Here is an 18467-nt window from a genome sequence, read left to right as displayed (position 1 = left end):
AGGGATCATCGATCCCTCTACCTGGCATGTGCGTTCGTACGGCGCGTACGGCGCGTACGGCGCGCACGTGCGGCCGGGCTCGCCGGGTACGTTCCAGGGCGGGCCGGCTCAGACCCGGTCGACGTGCACGTTCGTCGACTTCACCCGGGCGGTGGCCTCCACCCCGACCTCCAGCCCCAGCTCCTCCACGGCCTCCCGCGTGAGCAGCGAAACCAGCCGGTGCGGACCGGCCTGGATCTCCACCTGGGCCGCCACGTCCCCGAGCTTGATGGCGGTGACGATGCCGGGGAAGGCGTTGCGCACCGAGGTGTAGGAGGTGTCCTCCTCACCGCTCCCGCTCTGCGCCAGCTCCACGGAGAAGGCGGCCAGGTCCTTCCCGTCGATGAGCCGCTTCCCGGCCTCGTCGCGATGGGTCGCCACCCGGCCCGCGTCCGCCCACCGCCGCGCGGTGTCCGGACTCACGCCGAGCAGCCGGGCGGCCTGGCCGATCGTGTATGACTGCATGGCCGCCAAGATAGATCAGCGGCGGGAACGGCTCACCGGGGAGGCCGGGGCCGCCCTCCCCGGCCCCGGCGCTCGCGACCCTCAGGAAGCCCCGTCGCGAGCCCCACACTTCCGACGTCGCATCGCGCGTTCCCCTCCCTCTCTCGCTCTTGTCATCTGCGCCAGAAGAGGTGGTGCGTCACGCCGCTCGGGCTGGGCACGACCTCCATGTGGTACCGGTCCAGCAGATGCTCCGGCGAGTCCCACAGGCGCAGCCCGGAGCCGAGCGTCACCGGCGCGACGACCACGTGCAGCGTGTCGACGAGACCGGCGTCGAGGAACTCCCGGACGGTGGTCACCCCGCCGCCGAGCCGGACGTCCTTGCCCTGCGCGGCCTCCCGCGCCTGCGCGAGCACGGTGGCGGGTTCGCCGTCCACGAAGTGGAACGTGGTGTCGGAGAGCGTGAACGACGGACGCGCGTGGTGGGTCAGGACGAACACCGGAGTGCGGAACGGCGGCTCGTCACCCCACCAGCCCTGCCACTCGTGGTCCTGCCACGGGCCGCGCTGGGGCCCGAACTTGTTGCGGCCCATGATCTCGGCGCCGATGTTGTGGCTGAAGTCCCGGGCGAAGTAGTCGTCGAGGCCCCGGGTTCCTCCAGGCTCGGTGCGGTTGGGCCAGCTCGCCGTGGCGCCGGCCCAGGCGAACAGCCGCCCCGGATCGACGTCGTGCCCGAAGGGCCGCTCCAGGCTCTGGTCCTCGCCGGCGGCGACGCCGTCGCGTGAGACGGTGAAGTTCTGTACTCGCAGCAGCTGATCCATGCGTTCCCTCATCAGGTCCTGTGGGTTCCTGTTGCTTCCTGGCGATGCGTCCTGCATCAAGATGTCGAACGGGACCCGACGGGATCGACAGCGGCGCGCGAGTTCTTCCGAAAGGCGCCACGGGAGGATTTCGCGGATGCGTACCCCGCTCCCGCTCCCGCTCCGGATGACTGACCGAGGAGCCGCGCATCAGGGGGTGACGACGGCGAAGTCCGGGTCGAAGTCGTCCAGGAGTCCGGCCAGGGTTGTCAGGGCGGACTCGTCCCCGTCGAGAGTGATCTTCCCGGCCCGGGCGAGGCGTTCCGCGTCGGCCGGCTTGAGGAGGCAGGCGACGAGGGCGGGCTTGGGGCCGCTGACCGTCAAGCGAGTGTCGGGCGAGGCGCCGCGGCGTGCGTTGAGGACGCCTCGGCGAACCCACATCGTCCAGGTCTCGTCGGTGTCGGTGTCGGTGTCGGTGAAGCGGAAGTCGATGCGCAGGTCGGCCGTGGCGGCCTTGTCGCCGACGAGGTGGACGGCGGCGAAGTCGAAGAGGATGTCGATCGGCATGGCCAGGATCGAGTCCGGGCTGGCGGTGGCGAAGGCGGCCGGGACGACGCCCTCGCGCAGTTCCTTGGCGGCGGTCAGGAAGATGCCGCGCCACTGCGGGCCCTCGGCCTGGTAGCCCATCTGCTCGTAGGCGTCGGCCTGGAGGTCGGCCTGCACCACAGCATCCGCGCCGTCCCCCACAAGGAGCTGGGATTCGGGGACGGCGACTGATCAGCCAGGTTGCTTCTCCATGGCCCGGCGGACGGTCCACCGCGAAGTGCTCCGGCGCCTGGTCCGCGAGCGTCCCGGGGCCGCGGAGGCGCCCCCGGGTGAGTTGCGGCGCGTCCGGCGCACGGCAGATTCCCCGCTCGTTGCCCACCGCTGTGATCAACTTTGTGCGTTTCATTGACATTTCACCCAGGCGACCTACCGTTGGGAGCGCTCCCATAACAGCCTTGCAACTGGAAGGAGTTCCCCCCACATGCGCACACAGAGTCCGTTAACCGGGCGTTCGCGGTCGCCCCTCCGTCGCCCTCTCCAGGCGCTCGTCATGCTGTTCGCCGTGGTTGTCGGCGCACTGACCTGGTCGGCCCCCGCCCAGGCTCACGGCACCATCGTCGGCCCCGCCTCCCGGGCGTACCAGTGCTGGAAGACGTGGGGCAGCAACCACACGAACCCGGCCATGCAGACCGAAGATCCCATGTGTTGGCAGGCCTTCCAGGCCAACCCCGACACCATGTGGAACTGGATGAGCGCGCTCCGCGACGGCCTCGGTGGCCAGTTCCAGGCGCGGACCCCCGACGGGACGCTCTGCAGCAACAACCTGTCGAGGAACGCCAGCCTGAACAAGCCCGGGCAGTGGAAGACCACCACCGTCGGCAACAACTTCTCGGTCCACCTGTACGACCAGGCGTCCCACGGTGCCGACTACTTCAAGGTCTACGTGAGCAAGCAGGGCTTCGACCCCAAGACCCAGACACTGGGCTGGGGCAACCTCGACTTCATCACGCAGACCGGCCGCTTCGCCCCGGCGCAGGACATCACGTTCCCCGTCCAGACTGCCGGCTACACCGGACACCACGTCGTGTTCGTGATCTGGCAGGCCTCGCACCTCGACCAGGCCTACATGTGGTGCAGCGACGTGAGCTTCGGCTGAGCCGGGGAGCGCCGCACAAGGCACCGGCCTGAGGGACAGTGGTTGGGCGGTCCTGGCCACGTATCCGTGCCCTCCGCGTGTCCCATTTTCGAGTGCATGATGTGCGAAGGACCGACGAAGAGCCAGCGATAGACACAAACCCCAGGTCGCTGACCTGGGGTTTCGTGTGGAGCGGGTGATGAGCATCGAACTCGCGCTCTCAGCTTGGGAAGCGAGGGCGCTTCACGGGTGAGACCACCTCTCACCTGCGGCTACGTATTCTGGAGCGCGCTTTCGGCTACCTGTTCCGCGCCGCTGTTTACCGTTGTTCTCCGGTCGTATGGGCACGCTGTGGGCACGAGGCTGGTCGGCGCTGCTTCGCGGAGGGCCGCTGGGCACTTGGCGATGAGGAATGCCTGGCGGGGGAGCACTGCTGCCACGGTGACTTGCGTGTGCACACTCCTAACCGAGGATGCCAAGATCACAAAAAGCGTCTCTTTGGGTACAGACTTCGATCTTCGCCGCAGGCAGCCTGGGGTTCTGGGCGAGGAGGCGGCCGATGTGGTGGATCGGGATGGGGCTCGGAAGCGTCGCGGGTGTTGTGGTCCTGCGCGTTCTGCTCCGGCAGGTCCGGGGGCTGTTGCTGGACTTCGGCGACGTGACGCGAGCCTGGACCGAGGTTTTGTCGAGTATCGGTGGTGGGGAAGGCCGACGGGTTGGTTGCTGCGCTGCGCGCTATCGGTGCCCCGGGGCCGTGGATGCTCCGAGGTGTGTACGCCGGCTCAAGTAGGCGATCTGTCGTGAGGCCATGGTCGATCCGAGTGCGGGCTGCGGGCGTTGCTCATGACTGCGGCTCTGGCGCGATCTCCTTGATCAGGCCCTCGACCAGCACCTTGATCTCGTCGCGGATCGGGCGGACGGCCTCGACGCCCTGGCCGGCCGGGTCCTCCAACTGCCAGTCCAAGTAGCGCTTGCCCGGGAAGACCGGGCACGTGTCGCCACAGCCCATGGTGATGCAGACGTCGGACTCCTTGACCGCGTCCACGGTCAGCATCTTTGGCACCTCGGCGGAGATGTCGACACCGACCTCGCGCATCGCCTCGACGGCGGCCGGGTTGACGTTCTCGCCCGGGTTGGATCCGGCGGAACGGACCTCGACGCGATCCCCGGCCAGGTGGGTCAGCCACGCGGCTGCCATCTGCGAGCGGCCGGCGTTGTGGACGCAGACGAACAGCACGGAAGGCTTGTCGGGCATCAGGAGGTCTCTCTTGTCTCGAGACGGCATCAGGCGCGCATGGCATCAGCGCCCGATGGTGTCAGTCACCACTGATGTGAGAGTATCAGTGCATGATGACGTCAGTCGACACTGACCTGATCCGGGTCCTGGCGGACCCGCTCAGGCTGCGGATCGTGACCCTGCTCGCCAAAGAGACGCTGTGCACCACCCACCTCGTGGAGGAGACCGGTGCCCGGCAGACCAACCTCTCCAACCACCTGAGAGTGCTGCGCGAGGCCGGCGTCGTCGAAACCGAGCCGTGCGGCCGCTACACGTACTACAGGCTCCGCCCGGACGTCATCGCCTCGCTCGCCGGCCAGTTCGCCGACCTGGCCGACTCCGCACGCAACGCCGTCGAGAACAAGAGGGCCTGTCCGTGACCCGCACCGAAGCCCCCGCGACGACCACCGAGGAGCCCTCCGTCGTCGCGAAGCTGTCGACGCTCGACCGCTTCCTCGCCGTCTGGATCCTCATCGCCATGGCCATCGGCCTCGGCCTGGGCCGAGCCGTCTCGGGTCTGGACGACGCCCTTGCCAGGGTCGAGATCGGCGGCATCTCCTTGCCGATCGCCGTCGGCCTGCTGGTCATGATGTATCCGGTCCTGGCCAAGGTCCGCTACGACAGGCTCGACGCCGTTACCGGCGATCGCAGGCTCATGGCCTCGTCGCTGGTGATCAACTGGATCGTCGGCCCGGCGGTGATGTTCGCGCTCGCCTGGATCTTCCTGCCGGACCTGCCCGAGTACCGCACCGGCCTGATCATCGTCGGCCTGGCCCGCTGCATCGCCATGGTCATCATCTGGAACGACCTCGCCTGCGGCGACCGCGAGGCCGCCGCCGTACTCGTCGCCCTCAACTCCGTTTTCCAGGTCCTGGCGTTCGGTCTGCTCGGCTGGTTCTACCTCGACCTGCTGCCCGGCTGGCTGGGTCTGGGCGACGGCGAACGCCTGGACATCTCCATGTGGAAGATCGCCCTGAACGTCGTCATCTTCCTCGGTGTTCCACTGCTCGCGGGCTTCCTCACCCGCCGCATCGGCGAGAAGAGGCTCGGCCGCGAGAAGTACGAGTCCCGCTTCCTGCCGAGGATCGGTCCGTGGGCGCTCTACGGCCTGCTGTTCACGATCGTCATCCTGTTCGCCCTGCAGGGCAGGACCATCACCTCGCAGCCGCTGGACGTGGTCCGCATCGCGCTGCCGCTGCTGGTGTACTTCGCGGTCATGTTCTTCGGCACCTTCCTGCTGGGCAAGGCGATCGGCCTCGCCTACGACCGGACGGCCACCCTCGCCTTCACCGCCGCCGGCAACAACTTCGAGCTGGCCATCGCCGTCGCCATCGCCACTTTCGGTGTCACCTCCGGCCAGGCCCTGTCCGGCGTGGTGGGTCCGCTCATCGAGGTGCCCGTCCTGATCGGCCTCGTCTATGTTTCGCTGGCCTGGCGCAAGAAGTTCACCCCGTCCGCTCCGACCACCGAGGGCAGAGGCTACTGATGCATTGCCTCACGGCCCGCACCGTCCGGTCCATCACGTGCGCGGCGGCGCAGGCGGCATGACACAGCACTCCGACGTGGTGGTGATCGGCGGCGGTCAGGCAGGGCTCGCCGCCGGCTACCACCTGCGCCGCCTGGGCCTCGACTTCGTTGTCCTCGACGCCCAGGCCACCCCGGGCGGGGCCTGGCAGCACACCTGGGACTCGCTCCACCTGTTCTCCCCGGCAGCCTTCTCCTCGCTCCCCGGCCGCCTCATGCCGCCGCAGTCGGGCCAGGAGTACCCGGACGCCGGGCACCTGGTCGCCTACCTGAGCGACTACGAGAAGCGATACGACCTCCCGGTGCAGCGACCCGTCCGGGTGATCGGCGTGCACGCCGACAGCCGGCTGCTGCGAGTGGAGACCGACTCCGGCCCGTGGTACACACGCGCGGTGATCAGCGCGACCGGCACTTGGTGGCGTCCCTTCCTCCCCGCCGTCCCCGGCCGCGGCGACTTCCAGGGCAGGCAACTGCACACCGTCTCGTACCGCGGACCGCGGGACTTCGCGGGCCAACGCGTGATCGTCGTCGGGGGCGGCAACTCCGGCGCGCAGATCGCCGCCGACCTCGCCCACGACACCGAACTGACCTGGGTGACCCGGCGTCCGCCCCGGTACCTCGCCGACGACATCGACGGCCGCGCCCTGTTCGACGCGGCCACCGCCCGACGTCGCGCCCTCGACGAGGGCCGCACCGACACCGGAGGCGTCGCCTCGCTGGGGGACATCGTCGCCGTACCGCCCGTGCGTGAGGCCCGGGACGCCGGGCGGCTCAAAGCGTCACCCATGTTCGCCCGCCTCGACCGCGACGGCGTCGCCTGGGTCGACGGCACGCGAGCGCCCGCCGACGTGGTGATCTGGTGCACCGGCTTCCGGCCTGCCCTCTCCCACCTGTCACCCCTGGGCCTGCGCGGCCACATCCCCACCCAGGGCACGCGTGCAGTGGCGGACCCCCGGCTGCACCTCCTCGGATACGGAGACTGGACGGGCCCCGCCTCCGCCACGCTCATCGGCGTCGGACGGGCGGCCCGCGACGCAGCGCGGCAGATCGCCGGGCTTCTCAAAGGTGCAAGGTGATCCGCGTGCGCTACCGAACGGCCAGCAGCTGTCCCATCGCCGCCAGTACCGACGGCTCGACCCGGTAGTAGACCCAGGTGCCGCGCCGCTCGGACGTGAGCAGGCCGGCCTCCTTGAGCTTCTTCAGGTGGTGGGAGACGGTCGGCTGCGAGACACCGACGTCGGAGATGTCGCACACGCATGCCTCGCCGCCCTCGTGCGAGGCGACGGCCGAGAACAGCCGCAGCCGCACGGGGTCGCCGAGCGCCTTGAACATACGGGCGGTGCGCTCGGCCTCCTCGGCGGTGAAGGGACGCTCGCTCAACGGCGGGCAGCACGGCACCGCGGCGACGGGGGCCTCGGATCGTTCCAGCAGCGGCAGTGCCTTGGCATTCGACATACGCCTATGTTGACACATGTCGAACTAGCCCAGCCAGAGTCAGCGGGCGTCGAGATGGGCGACAAGGCGCCGTACGACGCGGGCGGCGTCCCTGCCGACCCCGCGCAGGGAGTTCGAGGAGAGGCTGCGCTGCCATTCCAGGCCGACGTACGCCAGTCCGGGATGGGTGGTCGACAGGCCCTCCCGGTGGCGCGGTTGGCCGTCGCAGTCGAGGGCGCCGAGCGGGCGCAGATAGCCGAGGTCGGGTCGGTAGCCGGTGGCCAGGACGATCGTGTCGATCTCCTCGATGGCGCCGTCGGTCCATGTCGCCTTCGTGCCGTCGATCGCGCTGAACACCGGGCGCAAGTCAGGGGCGCCGGCTGCAACCGCGGCGCGGTAGCGGCCGTCGTCGATCACCAACTGTGTCGGCGGCGTGCGCAGGAACCTGCCCACCGGCAAGGTGTCGAGCCCTGTCCGCTGTAGCCACCAGTGCAGGTCCCGGCCCAGCGGGCGCTGCCGGGCGAACCGCACCGGATGCCGCGCCGCGAGCGTCACCCGGGTATGTGTGGCCAGCTCGGCGGCGATCTGCACCGCCGAGTTGCCGGCCCCGACGACCACCACCCTCCCCCAACCTCCGGCCGGGGAGCCCCCCAGCCCGGCGAGTGGTTCCGGCCCGCAGTACTCGGCCGCGTGCAGCACGGTGCCCGTGAAGTCGTCCAACCCTGGGAGGGCGGGCCGGTGAGGCCGGCCGAAGGTTCCAGAGGCCGCCACGATGCCCCGGGCCGTCATGCGTTCTCCGGTTTCCAGGGTAAGGACGAAGGCTCCGTCGCTCATACGCACCTCCTGCACACGCATACCGGTGCGGACGTCGGCGTCCAGGCGCTCGGCGTAACGCAGCAGGTAGGAGACGACCTCGTCCCGGTGCGGGTAGCGGTCCGGATCGCCGCCGAACGGCAGGCCCGGAAGGGAGCTGCGGGCCGCGGGGGAGAAGAGGGCGAGGCTGTCGTAGTAGCGGGGCCATGACCCCGCCGGCTGCCCGGACGCTTCCAGGATCACCGGTGCCAGACCCTGCTTGCGCAGGGCGTGTGCGGTGGCCAGTCCGGACTGGCCACCACCGATGACCGCCACGTCGACGTGTTCCATGCCCGCTCCCTCGGATCGCTCAAGTACTACGGCTTCGATAAGTGTCTATGTTGACGCCCATCGAAGCAGGTGCCATCCTGGTCTCGCAAGGGATCGACAGATGTCGAAGCAAAAGGGAGTGTCGTCGCCGTGTCCAACACCAGCGTGTCCACCACCGACCACCAGCAGCCCGTTGTGGTCATCGGCGCCGGCCCCGTCGGCCTGGCCGCAGCCGCACACCTCGTTGAGCGCGGCGCGGAGCCCCTGGTGCTGGAGGCCGGCCAGTCCGCTGCCACTGCGGTGCGCGAGTGGGCGCACGTCCGCCTGTTCTCGCCCTGGGCCGAGGTCACCGACCCGGCCGCCGAGAAGCTGCTCGCTTCAACCGGCTGGGTCCGCCCCGACGAGACGACGTACCCGACCGGCGGCGACTGGGTCGAGCGGTACCTCCAGCCGCTCGCGGACGTCCTCGGCGACCAGGTCCGCTACGGAGTGACGGTCACCGGCGTGGCCCGCGCCGGCCGGGACCGGATTGTCGACTCCGGCCGCGAGGAGCAGCCCTTCACCGTGCACATCGAGACAGCGGACGGCGGCGAGGAGCGGATCACCGCCCGCGCCGTCATCGACGCCTCCGGCACCTGGTCCGTGCCCGGCCCGATGGGTGCGAACGGCATCCCCGCCCTCGGTGAGAAGTCCGCTTCCGACCGCATCACCTACCGCGTCCCCGACCTGAAGGACCCGGCTGTCCGAGCCCGCTACGCCGGCAAGCGCACGGCGGTCGTCGGTTCCGGCGCCTCCGCCTTCACCGCTCTCGCCCTGCTCGCCGACCTGGCCGGGGAAGAGGCGGACACACACGCGGTCTGGATCCTGCGCCGAGGCATCGGCGACGCCACGTACGGCGGCGGCGAGGCCGACCAGCTCCCGGCCCGCGGCGCCCTCGGCCTGCGTGCCAAGGCGGCGGTGGAGCAGGGGCACGCGAGCGCCGTCACCGGGTTCCGTACGGAAGCGGTCGAGCGTGACGGCGACCGGCTGGTCCTGGTCGCCGAGGACGGCCGCCGCCTGGACGCGGTCGACGAGGTCGTCGTCCTGACCGGCTTCCGCCCCGACCTCAGCTTCCTCTCCGAGCTCCGCCTCGGCCTCGACGAACGCCTCCAGGCCCCGACCGCGCTGGCTCCGCTGATCGACCCGAACGTCCACTCCTGCGGCACGGTCTACCCGCACGGCGTGAAGGAGCTGTCCCACCCGGAGCAGGGCGTCTACCTGGCCGGCATGAAGTCCTACGGCCGCGCCCCCACCTTCCTCGCCATGACCGGCTACGAGCAGGTCCGCTCCATCACGGCCGCTCTCGCCGGTGACCACGAGGCGGCCGAACGCGTCGAGCTGACCCTGCCGGAGACCGGTGTGTGTGGCGGCGCGGGTCTGTTCGACGAGCCCGACGCCGCGCGGAGCGGCGAAGGCGGAGGTTGCTGCGCGGCCCCTGCCACGCTGCAGATCGGCATCGGCGCACCGGCCGCCTCCGGCGGCTGCTGACAGACCGACACCGCGGGCGCTGGCGCGTTCCTTGCGTTGGCGGCGAGTACGTCGGGGTGACGGGCCTTGGTGCCGCCCAGAAGCGCAGGTCGAGGGAAGCACACCTCGACCTTGTTCTTCATCGCGTGCGGCGATGACGGTGAGTAGCCCGGTGATCGTGGAATTCCGGCCGTCGTCGGTCGAGGAGTACCGTGAAACCAGGAGGCTTTCGGTTTGCCGTTCCCGGTAGGCAGGCGAGTGCGATGTCCGACCCCGACCCCCCGCGGGTGAGCAGGCTCCTGCCCGACGCTGTGCATCAGGCGGTTTCGCGACCTGGAACCGCGGTGGTGCGGCTTGAGACGACGCATGACCGGAAGGGCGCGCTCGACGGGGCGTGGTGGCCCCGCTCCCGCGACATCGCCGGTGAACTGCCCGGCCTCGTCTCCGCGCTGTCCGAGTACCTCGGGCCGATCACACGTGTCGGTCTGGACACCGACGCCTGGGACGAGCTGCCGACGCTGCTGACGATCGACGGTCGTGTCGTCCGCATCGACTCCTTCCCGGTCGGAGACGACACCGTTCTCATCACTCGGGGCAGCAATGATCTCTTTTCGCTGCTGGTGGTTCCGCCGCACACCGCGGCCGACGCGGCCCGCGCGGCCATGGCCGCGGCCGTGCGCGCCGGCAGTCAGACGTCGGCGGAACAGATCCTCATCGACACCGGCACGGAGCGTGTGGGTCCGGGGCATGCACGCGCCGCTGCGCTACGCCACGGCCGCCATGAGCCGGGCTGCTGACGACGCGCTCGTCGGGGGCGGCACCACGAGGAGATCCCAGCGGCCCGCGGTGTAGGACTGCAGCAGGATCCTGTGCGGGTTGAGCACCTCGGTGAATCGGTCGACCGCCACCTCGTAGCCGTTGACGACGACCAGGCCGTGCGGGAGAGGCTGCCAGTGGCGGGGATTGACGGCCACGTGGGTGAGCCGGCCCCACAGCGGATCGATCACGTCGGCCAGTTCGCCGAGTTCTCGTGCCAGGTCGCGGGTCCGTGGCCACCAAGCGCCGTCCGGACGGCCGAAACGGCTGGCGGATCCGAGGACGAGGCGCGCGGCACGTGAGCGGAACGGTGCCGCGTGCGGACGCAGCTGAGTGGAGTTCATGATCATGAGGAAGAAGCCTGACTGCGGGCCTGCGCTGGCTGACGGCGCGCCCGGTGGTTGGGTGACCGAGGACGGGACCGGCGGCGCCGGTGCACGAAAGCCCTCGAAGTCCTCAGGCTACTCCTCGACGAGCCCCGACAAGAGGCTTCGGCCTCATCGGGCGGGCTGCTCCCGGCGTACGGCCTGCTCGGGCGCCGCGAAGAGTAGGCTGGAGGAACCGGGAACACTCCGCGCACGGACATATCGCGTCTGTGCCGTTTTCGGTGATCGAATACGCCGGGTCGGCTCAGGCCCGCCCGGGGCAGGGTTCGCGTCATGACTGCGACCGTCTCCCCTCCGACGACGTCCGAAGACCGGCGTCCCACGTCTCCCGTACGTCTCTCGCTCGTCCCCGCCGGTTCGGCACCGCTCCTGCTGGACGGCGCCTGGTGGCCGCGTTCGCGTGATCTCACCGCCGAACTGCCGGCCCTGGCGTCCGTTCTGGATCCGCTGTGGGGGCGGATCACCCGGATCACGGTGAACCCCGCCCAGTGGCCGGTCGTCCCGCGCAAGGTGCCTGTCGCCGGGCACGTGGTGAAGGTGGGCTGGTTCCGCTTCGAGCAGGACGAGCACGAGTTGCTGCTGCTCTCCTACCACGTGGGCCGCTGGAACCTGCTGGTCGTTCCCCCGCAGACGCCTCCGGCCGCGGCCGCCTGGCTGATGGCCGCCGCGAGCGACCCGCGCCGGACAGCGACCGCGAGCAGCCTGCTGGCGGATGCCGCGCGTCTGACGGTGACCGCCGAGGCCGACCGCACCAGGGAAGCGGTGTGGGAGTCCGAAGGAGGACATGGAGCCGGTGCTTCCGTCACTTCTCCATGGCTTCGAGTCGCCGTCGCCACCGCGAGGGACCGGCCGGAAAGGGTGTGAGGGCCATGGACATCCTCGTGACGGTGTTCGTGCTGCTGGCGGTGATCGCGGCAGGCGCGTTCCTCATCCACCGCCTGAACTCCCAGCACGGGGGCAGAAGTGCCGCCTTCCACTACGGCCGCAGCGGTGTCGTCGCACCAGACCGGAAGACCGACGAAGGGCCGGCGGTACGCCGACGGTCTCCGGTCGCGAACGACGCCGGCGAGCGCCGGGGCTCCCGGTACGGCGGACGCGGACGGCTGCGTCCTGGACGCCGCCGTACCCACGGCGGCGTCTCGCCCCGCTAGGTGGGGACGCGGGTCCGTCGGAGCGGGGCGCCGGCGTCGTGGAGGCTGGTGAGTGCCAACCGGTAGGAGGCGACCAGGCCCGTTTCCGCATAGTCGACGCCCAGGTCCCGGCAGTACCGCCGGACGATGGCGCGGGCCTTGCGCAGGTTGGGGCTGGGCATGCTCGGGAACAGGTGGTGCTCGATCTGGTGGTTCAGGCCGCCGAGCGCCAGGTCGGTGAACCGGCCGCCGTTGACGTTGCGTGAGGTCAGCACCTGGCGGCGGAGGAAGTCGGGGCGGTCGTCGGCCGTCAGGATCGGCATCCCCTTGTGGTTGGGCGCGAAGGCCGAACCGAGGTAGACGCCGAACAGGCACTGGTGGACGGCGAGGAAGGCGATCGCCATCCCGGGCGGCAGGACCCAGAACAGGGCGGCCAGGTAGACGGCGCAGTGCCCCAGGAGCAGAGCGCCGTCGACCGCCCGGCGTTTGAGCCGGCGGTTGGCCATGGCCCTGCCGCTCGCCACGTGCAGGTTGAAGCCCTCCAGCGTGAGCAGGGGAAAGAAGAGGAACGCCTGCCAGCGGCCGAGCAGGCGGGGCAGTCCGGTGGCGGCGCGGGCCTGGTCCGGGGACCAGACGAGCAGGTCGGGTCCGATGTCGGGGTCGAGGTTCTCGGTGTTGGGGTTGGCGTGGTGACGGGTGTGCTTGTCCTGCCACCAGCCGTAGCTCATGCCGATCGACGCGCCGGCGATCCGTCCGGACAACTCGCTGGCCCGGCGGCGGCGGAACACCTGCCGGTGGGCCATGTCATGGGCGACCAGGGCGACTTGCCCGTACATCACGGCCAGGAACGCGGCGATCGCCAGTGTCCACCAGGAGGCGCCGACGAGGACGAACGCGGCCCATCCGGCGGCGTAGAGCCCGGTCACGGCGGTGATGCGTAACGTGTAGTAGCCGGGGCGACGCCCCAGCAGTCCGGCGTCCGCGATCTTCTTCGACAACCGGGCGAAGTCGCTGCCGGGAGTGTCGGGGCGCGTGGCGGTGGTGGTGGCCATGGTCATGAGGACGTCTCTCTCAGAAGCGGGCGGATGACTCGGGGCGGCCGCAGGGCGAGTAGGGCGCGGGGAGCAGGTGCGTACATGGACGTGCCCGCGGCGGCTCCTACCACCGAGGTGCCCGGGTTCCCCGCCCGGTGGGTCCCACACGGCCGCGCGGACCTGCCGCCGCCGTCGGGGCCGGGGGCCGGGCTTCTCCCTCGGCGCCGGGCCGCCGGTCGTCCAAGGCGGCCGTCGTAAGGAGAGCGGCTGCTTCCTCCGTCGCGTCCGGCGGGATCACCTGCAGGTCCCAACGGCCGAGCCCGGGGGAGAGCAGGACGACCCGGTCCGGGGCGTGCGGAGAGGCGGGGGCCTTGTGCAGGCGGACGACCTGGTTGGCGACGAACATGCGCCCCGGTGCCGCCGACCAGGCCGCGGCGTCCACGGTGACGCCGGTGATGTCGCCCCACGCTCTCGGCAGCGCGGCGAGCATCTTCGGGAGCTGTGTCAGAAGATCGCGGGAGTACGGCCACCACACTCCGTCGATCCGGCGCGGCAGCGCGCCGTGCGGCGCGAGACGCAGGCGGACGAGGGGCAGGGGCGGGGACAGGGTGGACGGTGCGGTGGGGACTGTGGCGATCACGTGGGATCTCTCTGACGAGTTGGGTGCCGGCCGGTTCGGCAGGGCACGGCGGCCGACGGTCCGCGGGCTGTCGGGCAGCGCCGGACGTGGCCGGTGGATCCGGGTGCTGGAGGTCGTGCCTGGCCGCTCTTGCCGGAGGAAAGCGCCGACGACCGCCGCGAGTTCGCGGGAAGGGAGTCGGCGGGCGTATGCGGGGTGAAGGGGGGAGACCCTTCCGCGTGACGAACGCCGGTGGATACCGGGGTGGAGCCGGTCCGCCACCGGCGTGCCTGATGCCCTCGGTCTCCTCAGACTACTCCTCGGCGAGTAAAGGCGGCGTGACAGCAGGTCATCAGTGGTGTGGGAGATGGTGGGCGCCTCCGCGGCACCGGCCCGGTCCGACGGCCACCACGTCTCATGGCGGCGGTACGCGCAGGGCGAGCAGGGCCACGTCGTCGGTGCTGCCGGGCGGCAGGTGGGCGAGCACCTTTCCGCACAGCCTGTCCAGCGGTTCGTGGACGAGAGTGAGGGCGTGCCGGAGCAGCCGGTCCAGGCCCGTGTCGAGGTCGCTGCCCGGTGTCTCGACGAGCCCGTCCGTGTACAGCAGCAGGGTGGAGCCGGGCTTCAGGGGATGCGTGGCGTCCGGTCGGTCCGCGTCGCCGACGGATCCGGTGCCGAGGAGCAGCCCCTGGCCGGCTTCCAGAAAGCATGCGGTGCCGTCCGGGGAGAGGAGCAGCGGGGGCGGGTGCCCCGCGCTGGTCCAGCGGAGCGTCCACGGTCCCGTGTCCGGGTCGCCCTCGACGCGGGCGAGGATCAGGGTGGCCAGCGGGACGGTGGTGATGACCGGCATGGCGGCGTCGAGGCGGTCGACGACGGCGCCGGGCGGTCCCGTGTGATCCCAGGCCAGCGAACGCAGAATGCCGTGCAGTTGGGCCATGCCGGCCGCCGCGGTCAGGTCGTGGCCCACGACGTCACCGATGACCAGGGCGAGCGCGCCGTCCTTCAGCATGAAGGCGTCGTACCAGTCCCCGCCGACCTGGGAGCCCGCGGGTGCGGGCTGGTAGCGGGCGGCCAGCCGGAGGTGGCCCGGCCGGGGCAGCGGGACGAGCAGGTTGCGCTGCATGGCCTCGGCGACGGCGCGCTGACGGCCGTAGCGGCGGGTGTTGTCGATGACCACGCCGACCCGGCGACCGACGTCACTCACTGCCGCCAGATCGTCTTCGTCGAAGGGATGCGCCGGGTCGGTGCGCACCACCGTCAGCGCCCCGGTGATCCGGTCCCGGGCGCCGAGCGGCACCGTAACGGCGGAACTCGCGCCCACCGCCGCCAGGAAGCCACTGTGGAGAGCCGCCAGAGGAGGATGTCCGGCGGCCGGGGTGACGGCAGCCACCCGCTCCTGGAGCACGGATTCGCCCCCGGCCAGCGCACGGCCCAGCGGCGAGTCCTCCCCCTCACCGGCCCCCTCCGCGCCGAGTACGCTCCGGCCCTGGAATCCGGCGTCCCGTCCCTCCGGACCGGTCACCGCCACCCGGTGGACCTCGCCGGAACCGGTCCGCAGGTCCACCGCGGCCCAGTCGGCCAGACGGGGCACGAGCAGCCGCACCAGGCGGGCCAGCGCCTCGTCGGTCTCCAGAGTCTGCCCCAGGACGTCCGTGATCTCCGCGACCAGGGACAGCCGCTCGTTGAGGTCCTCCAGGGCGCGCGTGCGCGCCGTTCGCTCCCGGTGGACGCGGCGGTCCCCCGTGGCGTCCGTGAACAGCAGTGCCATGCCTTGCACGGAGCCGTCCTCCGTCAAGGGGGATGCGGACCAGGAGACAGCCAGCAGACGACCGTCACCGCGCAGGTATGTGCCGCCCTCCCCTCGCGCCCCCTGCCCCTCGGCCAGCGCGTGGAGCAGGGGGCACCGGTCTCGCGGCACCTTGTTGCCGTCCGCGTCCCGGTGCAGCAGATCGTGTGCGTCGGCTCCCCGCATCGCCCCGGTGGTGCGGCCCAGCAGCCGCTCGGCCGCCGGGTTCGCGACGATCACGCTTCCGGCTGTGTCCAGCACCAGCACCGCCGTGCCCAGCCGCTCGACGACCCGCCGCCAGAAACCCGGCTCGCCCACCGGCCACGCCCCCACGTCATCACCCACCGCATCGCGCACGGACCCTCCAGAGGCTGTCTTCCCGTCGATGGTGCTCCGACGCGGCCCTGCTCGCACGGCACCGGGGCAGACGGCGCACACCGCGCGGGCACGGCCCACGGGCCAGCCAGGTATGTCCGGACCAGGGGCAGTCGTCATCCCGCCGTCTGGCCAGACGCCGGGTCTCCCGGGCGGTTGGTCCGCTCGTCTCCGGCGAGCCGTACCCCGCGCCGTCCTCGCCCCGGACCGCGGGGAGCGCAGCTCCGCCCGGGCACGGACGCGGCCAGGCCCGTGACGAGGACGGCGAGGCCAGCAGGTGACAGGATCTCCGGGATGCTGCTCGATGAAGGCGTCGTCGCTGACCGTCAGGACGGCGAGCACACTGTTCACGGCTACGACGGTGTTGCGGCGGCTGTCGGGCCGGCCGCGATGGTGACAGTCAAAGCCTCGGCGGTCGTGGGGGAGGAAGCCCGTCCCGAGTCGGGACAAGAGGTTTGTCCCGAGTCGGGACATGACGCCCGTCCCGAAAAGGGACAACCGGAGACCCCGGCGAACAGTTCGGAGCCGCGCGCATGCTCAACAGGATCCGCCCGCTGTCCGGCCCCCTCGCCGCGCCGGTCCCACAGGAGCTGAACCGTGACGCGGCGGTCGGAAACGAGCCGCGAAGGGAGGGCCGATCGACGCCATAGGAAGCCCGGCGGTTGCGCAGGCCGACTTGAATGGCAGCCCCGTGCGACTACTTCAGAGCATCCTCGATCGCCTCGAAGATGTCCGCGTCGGTCTCTTTCTGCCAGTCGGGCAGGTCGGGCCAGTCGGCGACATAGCCCGGCTTCGGGTTCTCGAAGTGCTTGTACATCTGCGCGGTCCAGCAGGTGGCGACAAAGCGGCTCTTCTGCTCGCGGGTGAGGCGGGAGGCGTGGCGGTCGCTGAGGTCGAGGAACTGGCGCACTTGGTCGTGGACGGCACCGGCGGCCTGGCGCTCCCACTCGGGGGTCTCGTCCCAGGGGGTGACGTAGCCGGGCTTCGGCTCGCCGGGGAAGTGCTTGCGCACTCCGGTGATCCAAGCCTCGCGGAACAGTCGGGCGCCCTCGGACTGCGACATGCCTTCCCCTCTCGTCACGTCGTGCACAGTGCGTCGATCTCGGCGCCCAGCTCCGCCACACGAGCGTCGCGGGAGAGCGGGCCGAGGTCGGTTCGTAGCCCCTGAAGTTTATGGGCGACGTAACCCGAGGAGGTCGTGTGGGCGAGTCGCAGCGCCTCCCCGCCGTAGGCGAGTACTTGGTCGGGGTCCTGGCGCCGGGCGCCGATGGCCGCGAGGTCGGTCAGTACCGCACCGCGTCGGCGGAAGGACTGGCCGGAAGCGAGGATGTCCTGGCTGAGCGCGCTGCTGAGTGCCTTCTCAGCGAGGTCGAGGCGTCCAAGCTGGAGGTAGCGCGCGCCACGCTCTTCTGCGAGGCGGGAGCCGTCGAAACGCAGCCAGCCACCGTTGTGGGCCGCCCCGCTCAGGCCGGTCACCTTCTCCGCCTCGTCCAAGGCGCGTTCGCAGGCGGAGAGGTCGCCGAGGCCGGCGTACGCCTCGGCTTGGACGGCAGCGACCCAGTAGCGGGTGGACAGGGAACCGTCCCCGCGCCTTGCCACCTTCTCGGCGGCCGACAGCGTGCCGACCGCGTCGGCGTACCGGCGTTCGTACAGATCGACGTAGGCGTGGCGGACGAGGGCACACGCCCACAGGTCGTAGGACTTCGCCTCCTGGCTGGCAGAGGCGGCGAGCGTGTAGGAGGCGGCGGCGTCGGTGTAGCGGTTGCCGTCGAAGGCCAGTTCTCCTGCGAGCTGGAAGAGGTCGCCGGCCGCGCCGCACAGGGCCTGTGCTTCGACCTCGGGCCGCCCGTCGAGGGTCTCGTTCAGGGCGGTGAGCTGGTCGCGGACGACCGGGTAGACGGAACGCTTGGCGCGGGCGAGTTGGTAGACCTGCCACAGGTGTCCGTTCATGCGCAGGAAGTCGTCGGACATCCCGCGCAGCGCGCCCTCCGCGAGGGCTGCGCCCTCGTCGGGGGGCAGGGCCACCAGGGCACTGGTGACGGTGATGGCGCGCAGGAACTGGCGTCGGATCATGTCGTCGAGGTCCCCTGAGCCGTGGTGGTCGCGAGGCGGCGGCCCTGCCGACTCCGGGTGGGCTGCTCGTGGCTGTCCCACCAAGGCGTCGAGTTCGTCAAGGTCGAGGTGGAGCAGCTCGGCCAGCCGTGGTCTCAGCGGCGGCTGCGGCGTGGTGGAGCGGCCTTCCCAGCGGCCGACGGTCCGTCGGTCCACGCCGAGGGCGTGCGCGAGCTCTTCCTGACTGTAGCCCAGCGCCCTGCGCCGCTCAGCAAGCCCCATGCCGCCCCCTTTCCACGCACCAACCCGCGTCTAACCCGACGGCACCGGGCTGTCCCAGAAGTGTCTCAGGACTGCCCCGCGGATGCCGTGGTCTGCGCCAACACGAGCCGCTTTTCTGGACGTTGTCAGGCACGACAACGGTGGAGACCGGAGAAGGGGTG

The 18467-nt window shown here is 70.8% G+C and carries 20 protein-coding genes; 8 read left to right on the top strand and 12 right to left on the bottom strand.

The features are described from left to right. Window positions 1–108 precede the first annotated feature (108 nt). The 3 genes from C4J65_RS15370 to C4J65_RS15355 form a co-directional block, all read right to left on the bottom strand. On the bottom strand, window positions 109–504 hold the full coding sequence (locus tag C4J65_RS15370; protein WP_115742907.1) for a helix-turn-helix transcriptional regulator: 396 nt from the start codon (window positions 502–504) through the stop codon (window positions 109–111). Window positions 505–656: 152 nt separating this feature from the next. Then, on the bottom strand, window positions 657–1304 hold the full coding sequence (locus C4J65_RS15360; protein ID WP_115742905.1) for a dihydrofolate reductase family protein: 648 nt from the start codon (window positions 1302–1304) through the stop codon (window positions 657–659). Between the two features lie 189 nt (window positions 1305–1493). Continuing rightward, window positions 1494–2006, bottom strand: a complete 513-nt coding sequence (locus C4J65_RS15355; protein ID WP_240330429.1) for an alkyl sulfatase C-terminal domain-containing protein — start codon at window positions 2004–2006, stop codon at window positions 1494–1496. Window positions 2007–2379: 373 nt separating this feature from the next. Between C4J65_RS15355 and C4J65_RS15350 the strand changes: the two genes are divergently transcribed. Next, a complete protein-coding gene (locus C4J65_RS15350) occupies window positions 2380–2985 on the top strand; it encodes a lytic polysaccharide monooxygenase (RefSeq protein ID WP_115742904.1) in 606 nt (201 codons plus the stop codon). A gap of 820 nt (window positions 2986–3805) precedes the next feature. On the opposite strand, the gene C4J65_RS15345 is transcribed toward C4J65_RS15350, so the two are convergent. Next, the gene (locus C4J65_RS15345) at window positions 3806–4219 is read right to left on the bottom strand and encodes an arsenate reductase ArsC (protein WP_031046009.1); all 414 of its coding nucleotides are present in this window, start codon (window positions 4217–4219) and stop codon (window positions 3806–3808) included. Window positions 4220–4311: 92 nt separating this feature from the next. Between C4J65_RS15345 and C4J65_RS15340 the strand changes: the two genes are divergently transcribed. From C4J65_RS15340 to C4J65_RS15330, 3 genes are read left to right on the top strand one after another with little or no spacing between them, the layout of a single operon-like run. Continuing rightward, on the top strand, window positions 4312–4620 hold the full coding sequence (locus tag C4J65_RS15340) for a metalloregulator ArsR/SmtB family transcription factor (RefSeq protein ID WP_019324863.1): 309 nt from the start codon (window positions 4312–4314) through the stop codon (window positions 4618–4620). Then, window positions 4617–5726 carry an ACR3 family arsenite efflux transporter gene (arsB, locus tag C4J65_RS15335; protein ID WP_037763984.1) on the top strand — a complete coding sequence of 370 codons (1110 nt, stop codon included), beginning with the start codon at window positions 4617–4619 and terminating at the stop codon, window positions 5724–5726. Before C4J65_RS15340 ends, arsB begins: the two co-directional genes overlap by 4 nt. 58 nt (window positions 5727–5784) lie before the next feature. Beyond that, window positions 5785–6840, top strand: coding sequence for an ArsO family NAD(P)H-dependent flavin-containing monooxygenase (locus tag C4J65_RS15330; RefSeq protein ID WP_115742903.1), 1056 nt, complete (start codon window positions 5785–5787; stop codon window positions 6838–6840). Between the two features lie 10 nt (window positions 6841–6850). On the opposite strand, the gene C4J65_RS15325 is transcribed toward C4J65_RS15330, so the two are convergent. Next, window positions 6851–7219 (bottom strand): metalloregulator ArsR/SmtB family transcription factor, encoded by a 369-nt coding sequence (locus tag C4J65_RS15325; RefSeq protein WP_031045997.1) that lies wholly within the window; start codon window positions 7217–7219, stop codon window positions 6851–6853. A 39-nt stretch (window positions 7220–7258) separates the two neighbouring features. Then, window positions 7259–8341, bottom strand: a complete 1083-nt coding sequence (locus tag C4J65_RS15320) for an NAD(P)/FAD-dependent oxidoreductase (RefSeq protein ID WP_115742902.1) — start codon at window positions 8339–8341, stop codon at window positions 7259–7261. A 129-nt stretch (window positions 8342–8470) separates the two neighbouring features. On the opposite strand from C4J65_RS15320, the gene C4J65_RS15315 reads away from it, so the two are divergent. Next, window positions 8471–9847 (top strand): NAD(P)-binding domain-containing protein, encoded by a 1377-nt coding sequence (locus C4J65_RS15315; RefSeq protein WP_191878945.1) that lies wholly within the window; start codon window positions 8471–8473, stop codon window positions 9845–9847. A gap of 242 nt (window positions 9848–10089) precedes the next feature. Next, the gene (locus C4J65_RS15310; protein ID WP_115742901.1) at window positions 10090–10623 is read left to right on the top strand and encodes a DUF5994 family protein; all 534 of its coding nucleotides are present in this window, start codon (window positions 10090–10092) and stop codon (window positions 10621–10623) included. On the opposite strand, the gene C4J65_RS15305 is transcribed toward C4J65_RS15310, so the two are convergent. Further along, a complete protein-coding gene (locus tag C4J65_RS15305) occupies window positions 10591–10986 on the bottom strand; it encodes a DUF5994 family protein (RefSeq protein WP_203550461.1) in 396 nt (131 codons plus the stop codon). The two genes, C4J65_RS15310 and C4J65_RS15305, sit on opposite strands and share 33 nt — an antisense overlap. A gap of 315 nt (window positions 10987–11301) precedes the next feature. On the opposite strand from C4J65_RS15305, the gene C4J65_RS15300 reads away from it, so the two are divergent. After that, complete coding sequence (locus tag C4J65_RS15300; protein WP_031043866.1) at window positions 11302–11892, top strand: DUF5994 family protein; 591 nt, start codon at window positions 11302–11304, stop codon at window positions 11890–11892. Window positions 11893–11897: 5 nt separating this feature from the next. After that, a complete protein-coding gene (locus C4J65_RS15295) occupies window positions 11898–12179 on the top strand; it encodes a hypothetical protein (protein WP_030401450.1) in 282 nt (93 codons plus the stop codon). Here C4J65_RS15295 and C4J65_RS15290 read toward each other — a convergent pair. The 5 genes from C4J65_RS15290 to C4J65_RS15265 all read right to left on the bottom strand — a co-directional run bounded on the left by C4J65_RS15290 (window position 12176) and on the right by C4J65_RS15265 (window position 18306). Continuing rightward, a complete protein-coding gene (locus tag C4J65_RS15290) occupies window positions 12176–13216 on the bottom strand; it encodes an acyl-CoA desaturase (RefSeq protein ID WP_031043862.1) in 1041 nt (346 codons plus the stop codon). The genes C4J65_RS15295 and C4J65_RS15290 overlap by 4 nt on opposite strands. A gap of 100 nt (window positions 13217–13316) precedes the next feature. Then, window positions 13317–13832 (bottom strand): DUF5994 family protein, encoded by a 516-nt coding sequence (locus C4J65_RS15285; protein ID WP_031043860.1) that lies wholly within the window; start codon window positions 13830–13832, stop codon window positions 13317–13319. Between the two features lie 394 nt (window positions 13833–14226). Further along, complete coding sequence (locus C4J65_RS15275; RefSeq protein WP_162833196.1) at window positions 14227–15954, bottom strand: SpoIIE family protein phosphatase; 1728 nt, start codon at window positions 15952–15954, stop codon at window positions 14227–14229. 715 nt (window positions 15955–16669) lie between these two features. Beyond that, window positions 16670–17035, bottom strand: coding sequence for a hypothetical protein (locus C4J65_RS15270; RefSeq protein WP_031043854.1), 366 nt, complete (start codon window positions 17033–17035; stop codon window positions 16670–16672). Between the two features lie 14 nt (window positions 17036–17049). Continuing rightward, the gene (locus C4J65_RS15265; RefSeq protein ID WP_115742899.1) at window positions 17050–18306 is read right to left on the bottom strand and encodes a helix-turn-helix transcriptional regulator; all 1257 of its coding nucleotides are present in this window, start codon (window positions 18304–18306) and stop codon (window positions 17050–17052) included. Window positions 18307–18467: the final 161 nt, after the last annotated feature.

This window comes from Streptomyces sp. CB09001, assembly GCF_003369795.1.
GTDB lineage: Bacteria > Actinomycetota > Actinomycetes > Streptomycetales > Streptomycetaceae > Streptomyces.
The sequence above is the reverse complement of the archived record's forward strand: the minus strand, read 5'-3'. Positions and strand labels throughout refer to the sequence as shown.